The sequence below is a fragment of the Microbacterium sp. MEC084 genome, from assembly GCF_004514465.2.
Classification (GTDB): Bacteria; Actinomycetota; Actinomycetes; order Actinomycetales; family Microbacteriaceae; genus Microbacterium.
This window is the reverse complement of record NZ_MYFP02000023.1, coordinates 1-16,593: the sequence shown is the minus strand read 5'-3', so window position 1 is coordinate 16,593 and position 16,593 is coordinate 1. Positions and strand designations below refer to the sequence as shown.

Here is a 16,593-nt window from a genome sequence, read left to right as displayed (position 1 = left end):
GAAGGAGCGGAGACGAAACGCCCGCCCGACCCGCGCGCCGCCGAACGGAGGACAGACGCGGCGGGACGCCCGGGCCTAGGGTGATCGCATGAGCCAGCCCAGCGCCGGGATGCCGCTGCGGGACTACCGCATCCACCGGTACGTCAACGCGTTCTGCCCGCGCTGCCACGAGGAGGATCCGGATCGCCCGCTCTCGGAGGTGCGGCGGCTGTCGGGGTGGCTCGCGAACCGGGACGGACGCATCTGGCTCGAGCGGGGATGCCCCGATCACGGGCTGATCCGCACGATGTACGACGAGTCGGCCGAGATCCTCACGTACCTCGAGCAGTGGACCGCGCCGACCAAGGTGCACGCGCCCGATCTCATCGGCAACTTCAAGCCGGTCCCGTCGGCGTATGAGGACGGCCTGCCGCAGATGCAGACGCAGCACACGTGCATCCTGCTCGAGGACATCACCGATCACTGCAACCTGCGCTGCCCCACCTGCTTCGCCGAGTCGAGCCCCGCGGCGAGCGCGGTCGCTCCCCTCGCCGAGGTGCTCGCGTCGGTGGACGCGCGCCTGGCCAAGGAGAACGGCCGCATCGATGTGCTGATGCTCTCGGGCGGCGAGCCGACGCTGTACCCGTGGCTCGAGCAGCTTCTCGAGCACCTGGTCGCGCGCCCGGTGGTGCGCATCCTGATCAACTCGAACGGGCTCCGGATCGCGCAGGACGACGCGTTCGTCGAGGTGCTGAGGAAGTACCGGCAGCGGATCGAGATCTACCTGCAGTACGACGGCGAGTCCAAGGAGGCCTCGGCGTACCACCGCGGCGCGGACATCCGGCGGTTCAAGGAGCGCGCGCTCGAGCGGCTGTCGGCCGCGGGCGTCTTCACGACCCTGACGATGACGGCCGCGCTCGGGGTGAACGACGGCGAGATCGGCGCCGTGATCCGCCGCGCGCTCGACACCCCGTTCGTGGGCGGCGTCACGATCCAGCCCGTGTTCGGATCGGGGCGCTCGGCGGGGATCGATCCGGACGACCGCCTCACCCACACGGGCGTGCTCGCGCGGCTGGGGCCGCAGACCGACGACCTCGTGACGTGGCACGACCTCACGGCACTGCCGTGCAGCCATCCGCACTGCTGCTCGGTCGGGTATCTGCTGAAGGACGACGCGGGCGAGTGGAAGTCGCTCGTCGGGCTGATCGGCCACGACCGGCTCAAGCAGTTCCTCGATCTCGAGCCCGACCTGATCGCCAACCGGATCGCCGACTCGCAGGTCAACAGGCGCATCCGCGAGGTCGTCAAGACGTCGCTGCTCGACCTGCTGAGCGAGCAGTCGTCGCTGTCGCACCCGTCCATGACCGACATCTGGCGCGACATCTGCCAGGCGTGCGACCTGGGCATCGGAACCCTCGCGACCCTCGCCGCCTCGCGCCTGCCCGGCCAGCACGAGCGCCTGCGCCGGATGATGGGCGAGCGCGTCAAGCGGATCACGGTCAAGCCCTTCATGGACATCCACACGATGATCGAGGAGCGGCTCACGCAGTGCTGCGTGCACGTGGCGACCGTGAACGAGACCACGGATGCGCACCAGTGCGCGCCGTTCTGCGCCGTGCAGGCGTGGGCGCCGCTGGGCCGCACGCGCCTGTCGACCGCGACCGGATCGCGGGACCGGGCCGAGACGCTGACCCCGGTGCGCGAGACACGCCGCGAGCTTCCGGTGGTGGCGACGTGAGCGTGCACGGGCTGAACCAGTACGACGCGACGGTCGGCGATCCGGCGCCTTCGTTCGATCCGCTGCGGCTCTGCGTGTACACGACCGTCGCGCTGCTCGCGTGCCTGCTCGGCCCGCTCGCGGTGCTGGCCTTCGCCGGCATCGCGATCGCCGGCTACACCCGCGCCCGCCGCGCGGGCCTGCTGCGCTCGCGCTGCAAGCTCGGCGACACCCGCCTGGTGCTGCTGTACCTCTGGGTGATCGCGATCCTGTCGGCAGCCGCCATCCCGCTGTGGGTGGGGCTCTGGATGCGCCTGCTGGGGTGACGCCATGTTCCCGACGCTGCAGGACCTCGCCGGCTGGCTGCCGCGCGTCGACACCCACTCGGCGTTCGTCGCGCTCGGGATGCTCGCTGCGGGCCTGATCTTCGTGACCGAGAAGCGGCGCCGCCGGGTGTCGGACCACCGCATCTGGTACCTCGTGCTCGGCGCGCTGGTGGGGGCGTCCGTGCTCGCGCGGCTGGGCACGTGGGCGCAGAACCTGGACCCGGCGAAGAACCTGAGCCTGGTCGACCAGCTCGCGTACGGCAACGCGTCGATGCTCTCGGCGCTGGTCGGCGCGTGGCTCGGGGTGCACGTGGCCAAGCGCATCGTCCGCTACCCGCACCGCACGGGCGACCTGTTCGCGCCCGCCGTGGCGCTCGCGATGGCCGTGGGGCGGATCGGCTGCCTGCTCACGGAGGAGCCGGGCACGCCCACCGGGGCCTCGTGGGGCGTCGTCCTCGACGCCGATGCCGCCGCGTACACGGGGTCGGTCGCCGGCGTGCCGCTGCACCCGAGTTTCGTGTACGAGATCGCGTTCCACGCCGTGGCGTTCTCGCTGCTGTGGTTCTGGCTCCGGCACCGGTCGATCGCGCCGGGCGAGACGCTCACGCTGTACATCGCGGCGTACGGGGTGTTCCGCTTCGCCGTGGAGTTCGTGCGCGGCAACGAGATCGCGTGGCTCGGCCTCACGCGGCCCCAGCTGTTCCTGCTGGCGACCATGCCCCTCCTGTTCGCCCGGATCGCGTGGATGATCCGCACCGGGCGCTTCCGCACCGCACCGACCGCATCCGGGCTCGGCCCCGAGGCCATCCCCGCAACCGCCACGTCAGAGAGGACGGCGACGAGTGAACAGCACGCCTGACCACCCCACAGAGCCGGATCAGCCCGGCTCGCCGGTCCCGCACGCGCCGGGAACCCCGATTCCTCCCGCCCCGCCGGAGCATCCGCCCGTCGCGCCCCAGCCGGGGCCGCCCCCGCCGGTCCCTCCGTCGCCGCAGCCGCCGCCGCCGAAGCCGCCCATCCCACCCGGCGCGCATCCGCCGGAGGTGCCGCCGGGGGCGCCCGGGGCACCCGGGGCCGCGCCCGCGGACGCCGCCGCGCCGCCTGGAGGCCAGCCGGGCCATCCGGGCTCCCCGCCCCACCCGCAGTCCTACGCGCCGGGGTACGCCCCGCCGGGTGCGCCGTACGGCTACGCTCCCCCGCCCGAGCCGCGCGGGCTGTTCGGGCTCTCGTTCGGCTGGGGCGTGCTGGCGGGCTTCGGCGCCGGGGTGGTGCTGGAGGTCGTCGCCGTGCTCGTCTGGCTGAGCGGCGGGGAGCAGTGGCGATTCTTCGTGGGCAGCGGCCTGCTCGCCGTGATCGCGCTCGGCGGCATCGGGCTGCTGGTCTGGCGACCCGGTCGGGCGATCGGCACCGGCATGCTGTGCAGCATCGCCATCGCGCCGATCGTGCTCTTCGGCGTGTGCGTGGCGGTGATGGGGAACTACTGACGCCTACGCCGTCACGGGCGTGACGCGGAACTCGTCGATGCCGCGGATGTGCGCGTGCACCTGCCGCTCGGCCTCGGCCGCGATCCGTTCGGCCTCGGCGAGCGGCACATCCGTCAGGGCGATCAGGGCGTCCCCGCGCAGGCGATGGCCGACCCAGCGCAGGCGCACCTGCTCGACGCGGTCGATCCCGTCGACGTGGGCGAGGGCGTGCTCGGCGCGTTCCAGCAGCTCGGGTTCCACGCCGTCGAGGATGCGGCGCCCGACGCTGCGCACCGTCCCCCACAGCAGCACGACGATCGCGAGCGAGATCAGGATGCCGACGATCGGGTCGGCGAGCGGGAAGCCCGCCATCACGCCGAGCGCGCCCAGCACGACCGCGAGCGAGGTGAACCCGTCGGTGCGGGCGTGCACGCCGTCGGCGACGAGCGCGGCCGATCCGATGCGCCGGCCGACCCGGATCCGGTAGATCGCGACGGCCTCGTTGCCGAGGAAGCCGATCACCCCGGCCGCGATCACCCAGCCGAGGTTCTCGAGCGGCTGCGGGTGGACGATCCGGTCGATCGACTGCCACGCCGCCACGACGGCGGACAGCGCGACGACGAACACGATGAACAGGCCCGCGAGGTCCTCCGCGCGGCCGTAGCCGTACGGATAGCGCCGGGTCGCCGCGCGGCGGCCGAGCAGGAACGCGATCCACAGCGGCACGGCCGTGAGCGCGTCCGAGAAGTTGTGCACGGTGTCGGCGAGCAGCGCGACGGATCCGCTGATCAGCACGACGACCAGCTGCAGCACGGTCGTCAGCAGCAGCGCGACCAGGCTCACCTGGAGCGCGCGGATGCCCTGCGCGCTCGCCTCGAGCGCGTCGTCGACCGAGTCGGCCGGGTCGTGCGTGTGCGGCACGAACAGCTCGTGCAGGAAGCCCCGGATGCCGCGCGGGTGAGCGTGGCCGTGGCTGTGGTCGCCGTGATCGTGGTCGTGCGGGTGCTCGTGGGCGTGCGCGGTCACGGCGTCGCCGCCTCGGCGCGGTGGTGGTGCGGCGTGCCGAGCGCGTGCTCGGCCTGGAAGATCGCCTCGGTCACGAGCTTCGCGGCGTGCTCGTCCACGACGCGATAGAAGATGCGCGTGCCGTCCTGCCGCGTCGCGACCATGCGCGCCAGGCGCAGCTTCGCGAGGTGCTGCGAGACCGCGGCGGGGCTCTTGTCGACGATGTCGGCGAGGTGGTTCACCGACAGCTCGCCGTGCTCCTTGAGCGCCAGGATGAGCCGCACGCGCGTCGGGTCCGCGAGCATCCCGAACACCTCGACCGCGAGCTCGACGAACGAGCTGTCCGGCAGCCGCCCGCATGTCCGCTTATCTGCATCCATACGCAGATTATTGCAGAGTCCTCGTCCGGGGACCCCGGCTTCTCAGGTCCATCCGGCGCATCCGGCCCTGAGAACCGGGGATCCCGTGGCGTGGCCGGCCCGTATCCGTGACGAGCGCTCGGGAGTAGCCTTCGCGCATGGATCTGCTCGAGCGCGACGCGCAGCTCGGGGCCCTGCAGGAGTACGCGGCCGAGGCGGCCGCCGGCGCCGGGCGCCTCGTGCTCGTCGCGGGCGAGGCCGGCGTGGGCAAGTCGACGCTGGTCGAGGCGCTCGAGCGGAGAGTGCCCGGCGCCCGCTGGGCCTGGGGTGCGTGCGATCCGCTGACGACGCCGCGACCCCTCGGGGCACTGGTCGATCTCGCGCCGCAGCTCGATCCGGAGCTCGACCGGATGTGCCGCGACGGCGCCCCGCGCGAGCGCCTCTTCGACGCGGCGCGGGAGGCGCTCGCGGGCGGCGGTGCCCCGACCTGCGCGGTGTTCGAGGACGTGCACTGGGCCGACGACGCCACGCTCGACCTGCTGCGCTTCCTCGGGCGCCGGGTGCGCGACCTGCCGGTGCTGCTGATCGCGACGTTCCGCGACGACGAGCCGCGGCCACGTCTGCTCGAGGTGCTCGCCCAGCTCGGCGCGATGCGCACCACCCGGCGCATCGACCTGCCTCCGCTGTCGGCGCACGCGGTCGACGCGCTCGCCGCCGGGCGGGGCGTCGACGGCGGCGAGCTGTTCCGCGCAACCGGCGGCAACCCGTTCTTCGTGAGCGAGCTGCTGCGATCCGGGCCCGGCGACGGCATGCCGTCGTCCATCCGGGAGCTGGTACTCGCCCGCGCGGCACGCCTCTCGCCTCCCGCGCGCGAGGCGCTCGACGCGGCCGCCCTGATCGGCCTCACGGTGCCGCCCGCGCTGCTCGGCCGGGTCGGCTCGGCGGCGCCGCGCGACGTCGACGAGATGCTGGCCTGCGGCGTCATCCGCGCCACGACCGACGCGTTCGCCTTCCGGCACGAGCTGGCGCGCCGGGCGGTCGACGAGGCGATCCCGCCCCACAGGCGACAGGCGCTGCACCGCGCGATCCTCACCGCGCTGGAAGAGCTCGAGGTCGCGCATCCGGCACGGCTCGCGTTCCACGCCGAGGGCGCGGGCGACGCCGCGCGCGCCGTGGCGCACGCGCGCCGCGCCGGTCGCGAGGCGGCCGCCCTGGGCGCGCACCGGGAGGCGCTCGTCCAGTTCGAGCGTGCCCTGCGTCACGCCGACGGGCTGCCGGAGCGCGAACGGGCGGAGCTCCTCGACGCGCTCGCTGCCGAGGCCGCCGTGGTCGACCAGGGAGAGCGAGCCCTGGATGCGCGGCGTCAGGCGAGCGAGCTGTGGCGCGGGCTCGGCGACACCGTGCGCGAGGGCGACAGCCTGCGCGGTCTCGCCCGCGCGCAGCTCCGCGTCGCGGACGGCACCGGCGCGACGGCGACCGCGGAGCGCGCGCTCGAGCTGCTCCAGGCGCACGGCGACACCCGCGAGTACGCGGCGGCGCTGGCGCAGCTGGCCGGCGACCGGATGCTCAACGGTCGCGACGACGACGCCGTCGTGCTCGCGCGCCGGGCCCAGGCGCTGGGCGAGAGGCTCGGCCTTCCGGGGGTGCAGGCCGACGCGCTGGACACCCTGGCGTGCTCGCTCGCCGTGACGGGCGGGGACTGGGAGCCGCCGATGCGCGAGGCGCTGCGCCTCGCGCTCGAGGGCGGCGTCGCCGACCAGGCCGGGCGCGCGTTCAACAACCTGCACTGGGCGCTCGGCTCCGAGCAGCGGATCGACGAGGCCATCGCCGTGTACGAGGAGGGCTGGGCGTTCTGCGAGGCCCACGACGCGCTCAGCTTCGGATGGTGCCTGCGGATGGAGCACGCCGAGATCGTGGAATGGCGCGGCGACTGGGACGAGGCGCTGGACATGGCGGAGGGCACCGCGGGCATGCCGCTCACGCCCCTCAACCGGTACACGTGCCTGTCGGTGGCCGGGCGCATCCGGTCCCGGCGCGGGGAGCCGCGAGGCATGGAGCTGCTGCGCGAGGCCGATGCGATCGCACGCGGCTCGGGCCAGCCGCAGTACGAGGTGCAGTCGGCGCTGAACCTCGTCGAGGCGCACTGGCTGTCCGGCGACCTCGACGCCGCGCGACGCGAGGCCGCCCGCGCGCTCGACCTCGCACCCGGGACCGTGGGATGCATCCGCGACTCGGTTCTCGAGTGGGCGCACCGCCTGCTGGGCCCGGCCGCCCGCGACATCGACGCCGCCGACGTCTGGGACGCGCCGCGCCACGAGCTCGCGGGCAGGCGCCGCGAGGCCGTGGCCGCGTGGGAGCGCATCGGATACGTGAACCACGCCGCCCTCGTGCTCGCGTTCTCCGACGACGAGGCCGACCTGCGCGAGGCGATCGCGCGGTTCGACCGGCTCGGCGCGACCGCCGCGGTGCGGGCCGTGCGGCGCCGGATGCGGGAGCTCGGTCTGCGCGCGATCCCCGCCGGATCCCGATCCGCCACCCGGGCGCACCCGGCGCACCTGACGCGCCGCGAGCAGGATGTGCTGGCGCTGCTGTGCGAGCACCTCAGCAACGAGGAGATCGCCCGCCGCCTCGTGCTGTCGGTGCGCACGGTCGACCACCACGTGTCGGCGATCCTCGCGAAGCTCGGTGTCGCCTCGCGCGCCGAGGCAGCGGAGGCCGCGCGCCGCTCGGGTCTGGTCCCCGTCGCGGGCTGAACCGTCGCCGGCTGAACCCGTCGTCGAAAACCGGGCAACCGCGATCCGGAAACCGGGCACCGGTCGCCGATCCGCCGCGCGCGCGTGCGGGCTGTGCTGGAGGCATCGGATCGACCGCTCGGAAAGGAGCACGGAATGCCTCTCTACATGGACGTCCACACGCTCGGCTCGGCCGTGAGCATGGACGACGTCGCCATGGCGCACGCCGCCGACCTGCAGACGCAGGCCGCGCACGACGTGCAGTACCTGCGGTACTGGGTGGACGAGGGCGCGGGCAGGATCTTCTGCCTGGTCGACGCCCCCGACGCCGAGGCCGCCAACCGCGTGCACCGCGAGGCGCACGGGCTCGTCGCCGACGAGATCTTCCCCGTGAAGGAAGGTGCGTGATGCGCGCGCGGATGCGCCTCGCGGAGCGCTGCTCGCCGCGGCGCTGCTGCTCGCCGGCGCGGCTCCGGCCGCCCACGCGCATGGCTCCGGCGACCTCACGTCCCAGTCCGAGCTCGCCGAGGTGCGGGCCGCGACCGCCCGCTTCGCCGATGTCGACGCCGCCATCGCCGCCGGCTACGGCGAGCTCGTCGACGCCGCCGGCATCGCGTGCATCGACTCGCCCGCGGGCGGGATGGGCATCCACTACGTCGACGTCGACCTGGTGCTCGACCCGGCGCTGGATCCCGCGATGCCCGAGGTGCTGGTGTACGAGCCCGACAGGCACGGCCGCCTCCACCTCGTCGCGGTGGAGTACGTCGCCTTCGAGTCCATGCTCGGCGGCGTCGTGCCGGAGCTGTTCGGGCAGACGCTGCACCGGATGCCCGGTCCGAACGAGCCCGCGGCGCAGAACCGCTACGGGCTGCCCGCGTTCTACGAGCTGCACGTGTGGCTCTGGAAGCACAACCCCGACGGCATGTTCGAGGACTGGAACCCGCGCGTCGACTGCCCGTGACGCGCTCCGGTGCGATCCCGCCCTTATCGAACGCGATGAGGGCCGGATCGCACCGGTTCGCGCGTCGAGGTCGGGATCACCCGCGCAGCAGTGCGCGCAGCGACTCGATCGTGTCGGCCTCGGCGGGGCGCTTGTCGGGGCGGTAGCCCTTCACGCGGGCGAAGCGGAGCGCGATGCCGCCGGGGTAGCGGCTGGAGCGCTGGACGCCGTCGATCGCGATCTCGACCACGGTCTCAGGGCGCACGTGCACGGCGTAGGCGGTGCGGTGCGTCTCGATCGTCGGGAAGTGCTCGGTCTGCCAGCGCAGCGTCGCGTCCGTCAGCCCCTTGAAGGTCTTGCCCACCATCACGAAGCCGCCCGGCTCGCCGAACCGGCCCTCGGGGTCCCGCGCGCCGAGGTGGAGGTTCGACAGCTGGCCGCGGCGACGCCCCGACCCCCACTCGACGGCGAGCACGACGAGGTCGAACGTGAGCACCGGCTTGACCTTGAGCCAGCTCTTGCCGCGCCGCCCGGCGGCGTAGGGCGAGTCGAGCGCCTTCACCATGACGCCCTCGTGGCCCGCGGCGAGCGCCTGCCGCGAGAACTCCTCGGCCCGCTCCGGATCGTCGGTCCGGATGCCCGGCATGCGCGATGCGCCGACCACGCTCTCCAGCACCTCGAGCCGCGTCGACAGCGGCTCGTCGATCAGGTCGCGCCCGTCCAGGTGCAGGATGTCGAAGAACCACGGCCGCAGCGCGACGGCCGCGGCGGCCTCCGACCCGAAGCGCGACATCGTCTCCTGGAACGGGCGGGGCCTGCCGTCCTCGTCGAGCGACAGCGTCTCGCCGTCGAGGATGACCCGCTCGGCCGGCAGCGCACGGACCGCCTCGACGATCTCGGGCACGCGGTGCGTCACGTCGGCGAGGCTGCGCGTGTAGATCCGGACGTCGTCGCCGTCGCGATGGACCTGGATGCGCGCGCCGTCGAGCTTGTACTCGACCGACGCCTCGCGGCCGAGCGTCGCGAGCGCCTCGGCCGTGGAGCCCGCGGTCGACGCGAGCATCGGCATCACAGGCCGGCCGACCCGGAGCCCCACCGCCTCGAGCTCCTCGGCCGCGCCGGTCAGCGCGATGCGCGCGGTCTCGCCGAGGTCGCCCGACAGCATCGCGGCCCGCCGCACGCTCGGGGCCTCCCGCTCCGCCGCCTTCGCGATCGCATCCAGCAGCACGCCCTCGAGCGCGCCGGTGCGCAGCTCGCCCAGGATGACCCGCGACACGAAGTCCCATTCCGGCGCCGTCGCGCGCCCGGCGAGGCCCTCGAGCTCGCGCCGCCGCGCGTCCACCGAGCCGCGCCCCTCGGCCGCGGCGAGCCGGTCGAGCGCCGCGTCGACGTCGAGCACGGTCAGGGTCGGCGCATCCGCGTGTTCGACCGCCAGACTCGCCAGCCCGCGCCATCCGACGCCGATCCGCCCCTGCCGCGGGCTCGCGGTGAGGAACCCGATCGCGGGCCCGATCTCGTCGGGCTCGAGCTCCCGCAGCACGGCGGCGAGCGCGGCGATCTTCGCGAGCCGCGACGACGTCGTCGCCACCGCGTCGGTCGCCTCGACCAGTGCGCTCAGCCGCATGCGCCCATCATGCACCCGGGCGGGGACACGGCGCCCGACCCGCAGGGTTCCGGTGCGCTTCGGCCCTTATCCACGCCCAAACGGGCCGGACGGCACCGGTTCACACGCGATGCGCGGGCGTCACTCCATCCGGTGCTCGTGCACGGCGGAGGTCAGCGAGGTGCCGTTGAGGTCGAGGTAGAGCTGCCCCTCGGTCACCGACAGCGTCATGGCGTTGCGGCGCGCGAGCGCGGCCACCGCGGCGTCGACGAACCCCGGGTCGAAGCTGCGCAGCACGAGGTGCTCGGAGCGGTGGATGCGCTTGCCCGCCCACTGCGCGAGCACCTTCTCCGGGTCGCGGTGCGTGTAGACCGCGACGCGCTCGGCGGCCTTGCTGCCGAAGTGCAGCCGCTCGGCATCCGGTGCGCCCACCTCGATCCACGCGACGAGCGCGCCCGTGAGGTCGCGCACGACGACCGCGGGCTCATCCGTCTGCGAGAGGCCGTCGCTGAACGCGATCCCCTCCTCGTACTCGAGGCAGTACGCGAGCAGGCGCGTCACCATGTACGCGTCGGTCTCGGACGGATGCCGCGCCACCCGGAGCGAGAGCTCGTCGTAGACGCCGCGGTCCACATCCGCGAGCTGGACGTCGAAGGTGTGCATCGTCGCGCCGAGGGCCATGAGCGTCGAGCCTACGGGAACCCGGATGCACGAGACCCCCTCACGCGGAGGGGGTCCCGTGGCATGGCCTCAGCCGAGCAGGGTCCGGTCGTCGACCACGGCGCCCTTGATCTTGGCGAACTCGCCCAGCAGCGACTCGACCGTCGCCTCGCGCTTCTGCTGCGCGTCGAACTCCAGGATGATCCGGCCCTCGTGCATCATCACGAGCCGGTTGCCGAGCTGCAGCGCCTGCTCCATGTTGTGCGTGACCATGAGCGTCGTCAGGCCGTCGCGCTCGACGATGCTCTTCGTCAGCTGGGTCACGAGCTGGGCGCGCTGCGGGTCGAGCGCCGCGGTGTGCTCGTCGAGCAGCAGGATGTCGGGCTTGGTGAAGCTCGCCATCAGCAGCGACAGCGCCTGGCGCTGACCGCCCGAGAGCAGGCCCACGCGCGCCTTGAGGCGGTTCTCGAGGCCGAGCTCGAGCGCGCGCAGCTCGTCGCGGAACAGCTCGCGGCGCCCGCGCGTGACGCCCTTCGCGAGGCCGCGGCCGCGCCCCCGCCGCAGGGCGAGGGCGAGGTTCTGCTCGATCGTGAGGTCGGGGGCGGTGCCGGCCATCGGGTCCTGGAACACCCGGCCGACGAAGCTCGCGCGGCGGTGATCGGGCAGGCGCCCGACGCTGCGGCCGTCGATCTCGATCGTGCCCGTGTCGGCGGGGATCCGGCCCGAGATCGCGTTCATGAGCGTGGACTTGCCGGCGCCGTTGCTGCCGATCACGGTGACGAAGTCGCCGGCCTCGAGCGTGAGCGACAGCCCGTCGAGCGCGACGCGCTCGTTGACCGTGCCGGGGAAGAACGTCTTCGTGACGTCGTGGATGCGCAGCATCAGGCGGCCTTTCCGTATCCGCGGGCGGCGGCGAAGCGCAGCCTCGGCAGTCGCTTGAGGAAGCCCCACCGCGGCAGCAGCAGCGCCGCCACCACGAGCACCGCCGAGATGAGCTTCATGTCGTTCGGGTTGAGCCCCGCGGCGAGTGCGAAGAAGATCACGAGCCGATAGAGCACGGCGCCCGCGATCACGCCGAGCGTCGCGAGGATGACCGTCCGCGTGCCGAAGATCGCCTGCCCGATGATGACCGACGCGAGGCCGACCAGGATCAGGCCGATGCCCATGCTCACGTCGGCGAAGCCCTGGTACTGGGCGATCAGCGCGCCGCTCAGCGCGACGAGCGCATTCGACAGCGCGAGCGTCAGGATGGTCGTGCCGTGCGTGTTCACGCCGAAGCTGCGGATCATCTGCTCGTTGTTGCCGGTCGCCTGGATCGCGAGGCCGAGGTCGGTGTGCAGGAACCAGTCGATCAGGGCCTTGAGCAGGAACACCCCGACCGCGAACAGCAGGATCGCGACGGGTGAGCCGAGCAGGCCGCCCTCGCGCAGCGGGGTCATGACCGTGTCCTCGCGCAGCAGCGGCACGTTGGACTTGCCCATGATCCGCAGGTTGATCAACCACAGCGCGATCATCGTCAGGATGCCCGCGAGCAGGCCGTCGATCCGGCCCTTCGTATACAGCAGGCCGGTCACGGCGCCCGCGACCGCGCCCGACGCCGTGCCGGCGAGGGTGGCGAGCGGCGCGGGCACGCCGCCGACGATGAGCGAGGCCGCGACGGCGGCGCCGGTCGTGAAGCTGCCGTCGACCGTCAGGTCGGGGAATTTCAGCACCCGGAAGGTGAGGTAGACCCCGAGCGCGGTGATCGCGAACAGGAGCCCGAGTTCGAGCGTGCCGGTCATGGCCGCGTCACTCCACGATCTCGTCGGCGCGCTCGACGACCGCGGCCGGCAGCTCGACGCCCTGGCGCTCGGCTGCGGCCTCGTTGATCACCAGGGTGTACTTCGCGAGCGTCTCGACGGGCATCTCGGCGGGGTCCGCGCCGTCGGTCAGCACGCGGACGGCCATCTCGCCGGTCTGGTAGCCGAGCGCCGTGTAGTCGATGCCGTAGGTCGCGATCGCGCCGCGCTCGACCTGGCTCATCTCGGATCCGAACAGCGCGATTCCGTTCGCCTCGGCGTGCTGCACCACGGCCTCGAGGCCCTCGACCACGCGGTTGTCGGTCGGGACGTAGATCGCGTCGACATCGCCGAGCGACGCGACGGCCTGGCCGACCTCGCTCGAGTTCGTCACGGTGGCCTCGGCGATCTCGAGGCCGAGCTCCTCGGCGGCCTCCTTGGCCAGGCCGACCTGGATCTCGGAGTTGACCTCGCCCGAGCTGTACACGATGCCCACGCGCTCGGCGTCGGGCAGAACCTCGGCGATCAGGTCCATCTGCTCGGCCACGGGGTTCATGTCGCTCGTGCCGGTGAGGTTCGCGCCCGGGGCGTCGAAGCTGGCGACCAGTCCGGCCTCGACCGGGTCGGTGACCGCCGTGAACAGCACGGGGATGTCGGCGATCGACTGCGCAGCGGCCTGCGCCGTGGGGGTCGCGATCGCGAGCACGAGGTCGACGCCCTCTGTGGCGAAGGTGGTCGCGATGGTCGTCGCGGTCGCCTGCTCGCCCTGCGCGTTCTGCTCGTCGTAGACCGCCTCGATGCCGGCGTCCTCGAGCGCCTGCTTGAAGCCCTCGCGCGCCGCGTCGAGCGCGGGGTGCTGGACGATCTGCGAGATGCCGATGCGGAGCGCGCCGGGCGCGCCCTCCGGGGCGCCGCCGCCGGATCCGCATGCGGTGAGAGTGAGCAGCCCGAGGGCCGCGAGCGCGGCCGGGACGATGCGTGCGTTCATGGGTGTGTTGCCTCCTGTGGCCCTCCTGCGGCGATGCGGGAGGAACGTCTGCGCCATTGCGGCGGCAACGATACGGATCCGCGGATCGCATGACAATCAGCATCCGGATGAACGAGCAGACTGCACAGGATCACCGGCGCTCTATCACCGGAACTAGTCAGGTTGTATGGTCGGCGCCATGAAGCTCGATCCGCTCGATCATGACATCGTCAGCCTGCTCAGCAGCGACCCCGGCATCAGCATCGTGCAGGTCTCGCGCCGCCTCGGCGTCGCCCGCGCGACCGTGCAGGCCCGGCTCGACAAGCTGCACGCGGCGGGCGTCATCCGATCCGACGCGCCGCAGCTCGACCCCGCCGCGTTCGGGTTCGGGGTGATGGCGATGTGCGAGATCCAGATCGAGCAGGGCGCCGGGCGCGAGGCGCTGCACGCGACGCTCGAGGCGATCCCCGAGATCATCGACGCGTACACGACGGCGGGCGAGGCGGACATCCTGGCCCGGATCGTGGTGCGCAGCAACGCCGACCTGCAGGACGTGATCGACCGGATCGCGGCGATCCCGGTCGTGCAGCGCACGCGCAGCGAGCTCATCCTGACGACGTGCTTCGAGGGCAAGACCCTGCCGCTGCTCGCACTGGCGGCGGGTGTCGAGCCGAGCCGGACGGACGGCCGCCGCGCCCCCGCGCGCGCGGGCGCACGCTAGACAGTCTGCATAGCTGTGGTCCACGGTCAGTCGACATCCTGTACAGACTGAGCAGCGATCGGAAGCACAGTTGCAAAGCCCTTCGGCGGCACGGATCATCATCCGTGTTCGTGTTCGGCGCCCCGACGAGGGGGCGCGATCGATGGAGAGGTGTGCACGGGTGATGAGCGACGGCGATGGCGGCGTCACGGTCCTGGAGCGACTGAAGGCCTTCGAGGGGAAGCACCCCGAGATCGTCTTCGAGTGGAAGGACTCGGAGACCCCGGCGCGGGGCTGGCTGGTGATCAACTCGCTGCGCGGCGGCGCCGCCGGCGGCGGCACGCGGATGCGCGCCGGTCTCGACCGCGACGAGGTCGTGTCGCTCGCGAAGACCATGGAGGTCAAGTTCACGGTGTCGGGCCCGGCGACCGGCGGCGCCAAGTCGGGCATCGACTTCGACCCGCGCGACCCGCGGCGCCGCGAGGTGCTGGACCGCTGGTTCCGCGCGGTCGCGCCGCTGCTGAAGACCTACTACGGCACGGGCGGCGACCTCAACGTCGACGAGCTCGCCGACGTCGTGCCGGCGACCGAGCCGCTCGGAGTGTGGCACCCGCTCGAGGGCGTCGCGAACGGCCACTACGGCGGCGCGACCGGCGAGGACGCGCACCGCGTGCGCCGCATCGGCCGCCTCCGCGACGGGGTCTCGCGCGTGGTCGCCGATCCCCGCTTCACGCCGTCGCCGGAGCGCCGCTACACGGTCGCCGACCTCGTGACCGGATGGGGCGTGGCCGAGTCGGTGCGCCACCACTGCGCGCTCACCGGCGAGGACCTCGCGGGCAAGCGCGTGATCGTGCAGGGCTGGGGCAACGTCGCCTCGGCCGCCGGATGGTTCCTGGCCGACGCGGGCGCGCGCATCGTGGGCGTGATCGACCGGGCGGGCGGCGTCATCCGCCCCGACGGGATGGAGCGCGAGGAGGTGCGCGAGCTGTACCTGCGCAAGCAGGGCAACGCGCTGGCCGCCGACGACCTGCTGCCGTTCGACGAGGTCGACGCCCGCATCTGGGACACGCCCGCCGACGTGTTCGTGCCGTGCGCGGCGTCGCGCCTGGTCACCCGGGAGCAGATCGACCGGCTCGTCGCGGCCGGCGTCCAGGTGATCGCGAGCGGCGCGAACGTGCCCTTCGCCGATCCGGAGATCTTCTACGGCGCGACCTACGCGTACGCGGACGAGCGCCTCGCGGTCATCCCGGACTTCATCGCGAACGCCGGCATGGCCCGCGTGTTCGCGTACCTCATGGAGGGCACCGGGCCGCTCACCGACGAGGCCATCTTCGGCGACGTGTCGGCCACGATCGGCGCCGCGCTGCGAGACGTCCACGCGACCGGCGCGACCCGCACCCGCCTGGCCGCGGCCGCCCTCGAGGTCGCGCTCGACAAGCTCGGCTGAGGCCGCTGAGAGACCCACACGGGAGCGGCGGGCCGGGCAGACCCCGCCGCTCCCGTGTGCTGGGGCTGGATCAGCGTCGGCGGGGCGCTCCCGGTCGCTTACGCCCGGCGAGCCACTTGAGAAGCACGAGGCCGGCGAACATGGCACCGACGAGTGCCCAAGGACCGGGATTCAACTGCACCGCCGCCCAGAGCTGCCCCGGCACCTGCAGCATCGCGTCGAGCAGCAGGTCACCCAGGCTGGGCATCTCCGGCGTCGACTGCGCGCTCACTGCCGCGTCTCATCTTCGGTCGTCTCTGGCACCACGGACTCCCTGCGCGTGAACAGTGTGCCGAGGGCCCCAGCGACTCCGGCAGCCGCACCCTTGAGAGCCGCACGCGCTTCCTCAGCGGCAACCGCCGCGCGAGGCCTGTCTGGGACACCGTCGCCATCGAGGTCGACCGCGCGGAACGCTTCGGTGGCCCGATCGAGCGTGGAGGCTCCGACCCGCGCGGCTACCGCGGCACCCTCGGACGCCGACGCGAACACCTTCTCTCCTACCTCGGTCGCCGCCTGCCCCCAGCGCCGCGCGTCGTTCGACTCGTGGCGTGACTCGATGCTGAGACGCCCCCGGAAGGCGACGACCGCGTTCGCTACGCGATTGCTCGATTTCACAGCGGCTGGCGAGTCTGAAGCGCCCTGAGTTTGTTGGAGGCTCCTGACCTTGGAAACGAGGATGGAGTCATGCCGAAGGAACTGGCGAATGGGAAGCCGACGACGCGTCGCTACTCGAGCGAGGAGAAGGCCGCTGCGGTGCGGATGGTGAGGACGCTGCGCGCTGAGCTCGGCGTCACGCAGGGGACGGTGCAGCGGGTCGCGACGCAGCTGGGTTACGGGGTCGAGTCCGTGCGGATGTGGGTCAAGCAGGCCGACATCGA

18 protein-coding genes and 1 pseudogene are annotated in these 16,593 nt (G+C 72.8%); 10 read left to right on the top strand and 9 right to left on the bottom strand.

The genetic code is table 11. The annotated features are described in order from the left end of the window. Positions 1 to 88 precede the first annotated feature (88 nt). The 4 genes from B5M43_RS13395 (at position 89) to B5M43_RS13380 (ending at position 3,506) form a co-directional block, all read left to right on the top strand. A complete protein-coding gene (locus tag B5M43_RS13395; RefSeq protein WP_230668151.1) occupies positions 89 to 1,717 on the top strand; it encodes a radical SAM protein in 1,629 nt (542 codons plus the stop codon). Next, the gene (locus B5M43_RS13390) at positions 1,714 to 2,022 is read left to right on the top strand and encodes a hypothetical protein (protein WP_205829532.1); all 309 of its coding nucleotides are present in this window, start codon (positions 1,714 to 1,716) and stop codon (positions 2,020 to 2,022) included. Before B5M43_RS13395 ends, B5M43_RS13390 begins: the two co-directional genes overlap by 4 nt. A 4-nt stretch (positions 2,023 to 2,026) precedes the next feature. Beyond that, positions 2,027 to 2,881 (top strand): prolipoprotein diacylglyceryl transferase, encoded by an 855-nt coding sequence (locus tag B5M43_RS13385; RefSeq protein WP_134746675.1) that lies wholly within the window; start codon positions 2,027 to 2,029, stop codon positions 2,879 to 2,881. Positions 2,882 to 3,065: 184 nt separating this feature from the next. After that, positions 3,066 to 3,506 carry a hypothetical protein gene (locus tag B5M43_RS13380; RefSeq protein WP_134746677.1) on the top strand — a complete coding sequence of 147 codons (441 nt, stop codon included), beginning with the start codon at positions 3,066 to 3,068 and terminating at the stop codon, positions 3,504 to 3,506. Positions 3,507 to 3,509: 3 nt separating this feature from the next. On the opposite strand, the gene B5M43_RS13375 is transcribed toward B5M43_RS13380, so the two are convergent. Both B5M43_RS13375 and B5M43_RS13370 read right to left on the bottom strand, forming a co-directional pair. After that, positions 3,510 to 4,511: a cation diffusion facilitator family transporter gene (locus tag B5M43_RS13375; RefSeq protein WP_134746679.1), complete on the bottom strand. Its 1,002-nt coding sequence runs from the start codon at positions 4,509 to 4,511 to the stop codon at positions 3,510 to 3,512. Then, positions 4,508 to 4,870 (bottom strand): metalloregulator ArsR/SmtB family transcription factor, encoded by a 363-nt coding sequence (locus B5M43_RS13370; protein ID WP_134746681.1) that lies wholly within the window; start codon positions 4,868 to 4,870, stop codon positions 4,508 to 4,510. The genes B5M43_RS13375 and B5M43_RS13370 overlap by 4 nt, the downstream gene beginning before the upstream one ends. Before the next feature lie 137 nt (positions 4,871 to 5,007). Here B5M43_RS13370 and B5M43_RS13365 point away from each other — a divergent pair, with 137 nt between their 5' ends. From B5M43_RS13365 to B5M43_RS13355, 3 genes are all read left to right on the top strand, one after another. Further along, positions 5,008 to 7,602 (top strand): AAA family ATPase, encoded by a 2,595-nt coding sequence (locus B5M43_RS13365; RefSeq protein WP_134746682.1) that lies wholly within the window; start codon positions 5,008 to 5,010, stop codon positions 7,600 to 7,602. 135 nt (positions 7,603 to 7,737) lie between these two features. Continuing rightward, positions 7,738 to 7,989, top strand: coding sequence for a DUF4242 domain-containing protein (locus tag B5M43_RS13360; RefSeq protein ID WP_134746684.1), 252 nt, complete (start codon positions 7,738 to 7,740; stop codon positions 7,987 to 7,989). Then, on the top strand, positions 7,982 to 8,542 hold the full coding sequence (locus B5M43_RS13355) for a hypothetical protein (RefSeq protein ID WP_205829533.1): 561 nt from the start codon (positions 7,982 to 7,984) through the stop codon (positions 8,540 to 8,542). Before B5M43_RS13360 ends, B5M43_RS13355 begins: the two co-directional genes overlap by 8 nt. Before the next feature lie 76 nt (positions 8,543 to 8,618). On the opposite strand, the gene B5M43_RS13350 is transcribed toward B5M43_RS13355, so the two are convergent. From B5M43_RS13350 to B5M43_RS13330, 5 genes are all read right to left on the bottom strand, one after another. Next, on the bottom strand, positions 8,619 to 10,145 hold the full coding sequence (locus B5M43_RS13350; protein WP_134746686.1) for an ATP-dependent DNA ligase: 1,527 nt from the start codon (positions 10,143 to 10,145) through the stop codon (positions 8,619 to 8,621). 120 nt (positions 10,146 to 10,265) lie between these two features. Continuing rightward, positions 10,266 to 10,805, bottom strand: a complete 540-nt coding sequence (locus tag B5M43_RS13345) for a YaeQ family protein (RefSeq protein ID WP_134746688.1) — start codon at positions 10,803 to 10,805, stop codon at positions 10,266 to 10,268. Between the two features lie 69 nt (positions 10,806 to 10,874). Beyond that, a complete protein-coding gene (locus tag B5M43_RS13340; protein ID WP_134746690.1) occupies positions 10,875 to 11,666 on the bottom strand; it encodes an ABC transporter ATP-binding protein in 792 nt (263 codons plus the stop codon). Next, the gene (locus tag B5M43_RS13335) at positions 11,666 to 12,565 is read right to left on the bottom strand and encodes an ABC transporter permease (RefSeq protein WP_134746692.1); all 900 of its coding nucleotides are present in this window, start codon (positions 12,563 to 12,565) and stop codon (positions 11,666 to 11,668) included. The genes B5M43_RS13340 and B5M43_RS13335 overlap by 1 nt, the downstream gene beginning before the upstream one ends. A 7-nt stretch (positions 12,566 to 12,572) precedes the next feature. Beyond that, positions 12,573 to 13,550 (bottom strand): ABC transporter substrate-binding protein, encoded by a 978-nt coding sequence (locus B5M43_RS13330; RefSeq protein ID WP_055988891.1) that lies wholly within the window; start codon positions 13,548 to 13,550, stop codon positions 12,573 to 12,575. Positions 13,551 to 13,728: 178 nt separating this feature from the next. Here B5M43_RS13330 and B5M43_RS13325 point away from each other — a divergent pair, with 178 nt between their 5' ends. Both B5M43_RS13325 and B5M43_RS13320 read left to right on the top strand, forming a co-directional pair. After that, positions 13,729 to 14,250, top strand: coding sequence for an Lrp/AsnC family transcriptional regulator (locus B5M43_RS13325; protein WP_134746694.1), 522 nt, complete (start codon positions 13,729 to 13,731; stop codon positions 14,248 to 14,250). A 163-nt stretch (positions 14,251 to 14,413) separates the two neighbouring features. Then, positions 14,414 to 15,676 carry a Glu/Leu/Phe/Val dehydrogenase dimerization domain-containing protein gene (locus B5M43_RS13320; RefSeq protein WP_134746696.1) on the top strand — a complete coding sequence of 421 codons (1,263 nt, stop codon included), beginning with the start codon at positions 14,414 to 14,416 and terminating at the stop codon, positions 15,674 to 15,676. A gap of 70 nt (positions 15,677 to 15,746) precedes the next feature. Here the strand turns inward: B5M43_RS13320 and B5M43_RS13315 are convergent, their stop codons facing one another. Beyond that, entirely contained in the window at positions 15,747 to 15,947 is a 201-nt protein-coding gene (locus B5M43_RS13315) for a hypothetical protein (RefSeq protein WP_134747375.1), read from the bottom strand. Then, on the bottom strand, positions 15,944 to 16,330 hold the full coding sequence (locus B5M43_RS13310) for a hypothetical protein (protein WP_055988888.1): 387 nt from the start codon (positions 16,328 to 16,330) through the stop codon (positions 15,944 to 15,946). The genes B5M43_RS13315 and B5M43_RS13310 overlap by 4 nt, the downstream gene beginning before the upstream one ends. Before the next feature lie 69 nt (positions 16,331 to 16,399). Here B5M43_RS13310 and B5M43_RS13305 point away from each other — a divergent pair. Then, a pseudogene (locus tag B5M43_RS13305) lies at positions 16,400 to 16,593 on the top strand (IS3 family transposase); the annotation flags it as partial.

Bases quoted from the DNA above. Each gene is read 5' to 3' on its own strand.
- B5M43_RS13395 (WP_230668151.1), top strand. From the start codon at position 89: ATGAGCCAGCCCAGCGCCGGGATGCCGCTGCGGGACTACCGCATCCAC.
- B5M43_RS13385 (WP_134746675.1), top strand. From the start codon at position 2,027: ATGTTCCCGACGCTGCAGGACCTCGCCGGCTGGCTGCCGCGCGTCGAC.
- B5M43_RS13370 (WP_134746681.1), bottom strand. From the start codon at position 4,870: ATGGATGCAGATAAGCGGACATGCGGGCGGCTGCCGGACAGCTCGTTC.
- B5M43_RS13365 (WP_134746682.1), top strand. From the start codon at position 5,008: ATGGATCTGCTCGAGCGCGACGCGCAGCTCGGGGCCCTGCAGGAGTAC.
- B5M43_RS13360 (WP_134746684.1), top strand. From the start codon at position 7,738: ATGCCTCTCTACATGGACGTCCACACGCTCGGCTCGGCCGTGAGCATG.
- B5M43_RS13350 (WP_134746686.1), bottom strand. From the start codon at position 10,145: ATGCGGCTGAGCGCACTGGTCGAGGCGACCGACGCGGTGGCGACGACG.
- B5M43_RS13345 (WP_134746688.1), bottom strand. From the start codon at position 10,805: ATGGCCCTCGGCGCGACGATGCACACCTTCGACGTCCAGCTCGCGGAT.
- B5M43_RS13340 (WP_134746690.1), bottom strand. From the start codon at position 11,666: ATGCTGCGCATCCACGACGTCACGAAGACGTTCTTCCCCGGCACGGTC.
- B5M43_RS13335 (WP_134746692.1), bottom strand. From the start codon at position 12,565: ATGACCGGCACGCTCGAACTCGGGCTCCTGTTCGCGATCACCGCGCTC.
- B5M43_RS13330 (WP_055988891.1), bottom strand. From the start codon at position 13,550: ATGAACGCACGCATCGTCCCGGCCGCGCTCGCGGCCCTCGGGCTGCTC.
- B5M43_RS13325 (WP_134746694.1), top strand. From the start codon at position 13,729: ATGAAGCTCGATCCGCTCGATCATGACATCGTCAGCCTGCTCAGCAGC.
- B5M43_RS13320 (WP_134746696.1), top strand. From the start codon at position 14,414: ATGAGCGACGGCGATGGCGGCGTCACGGTCCTGGAGCGACTGAAGGCC.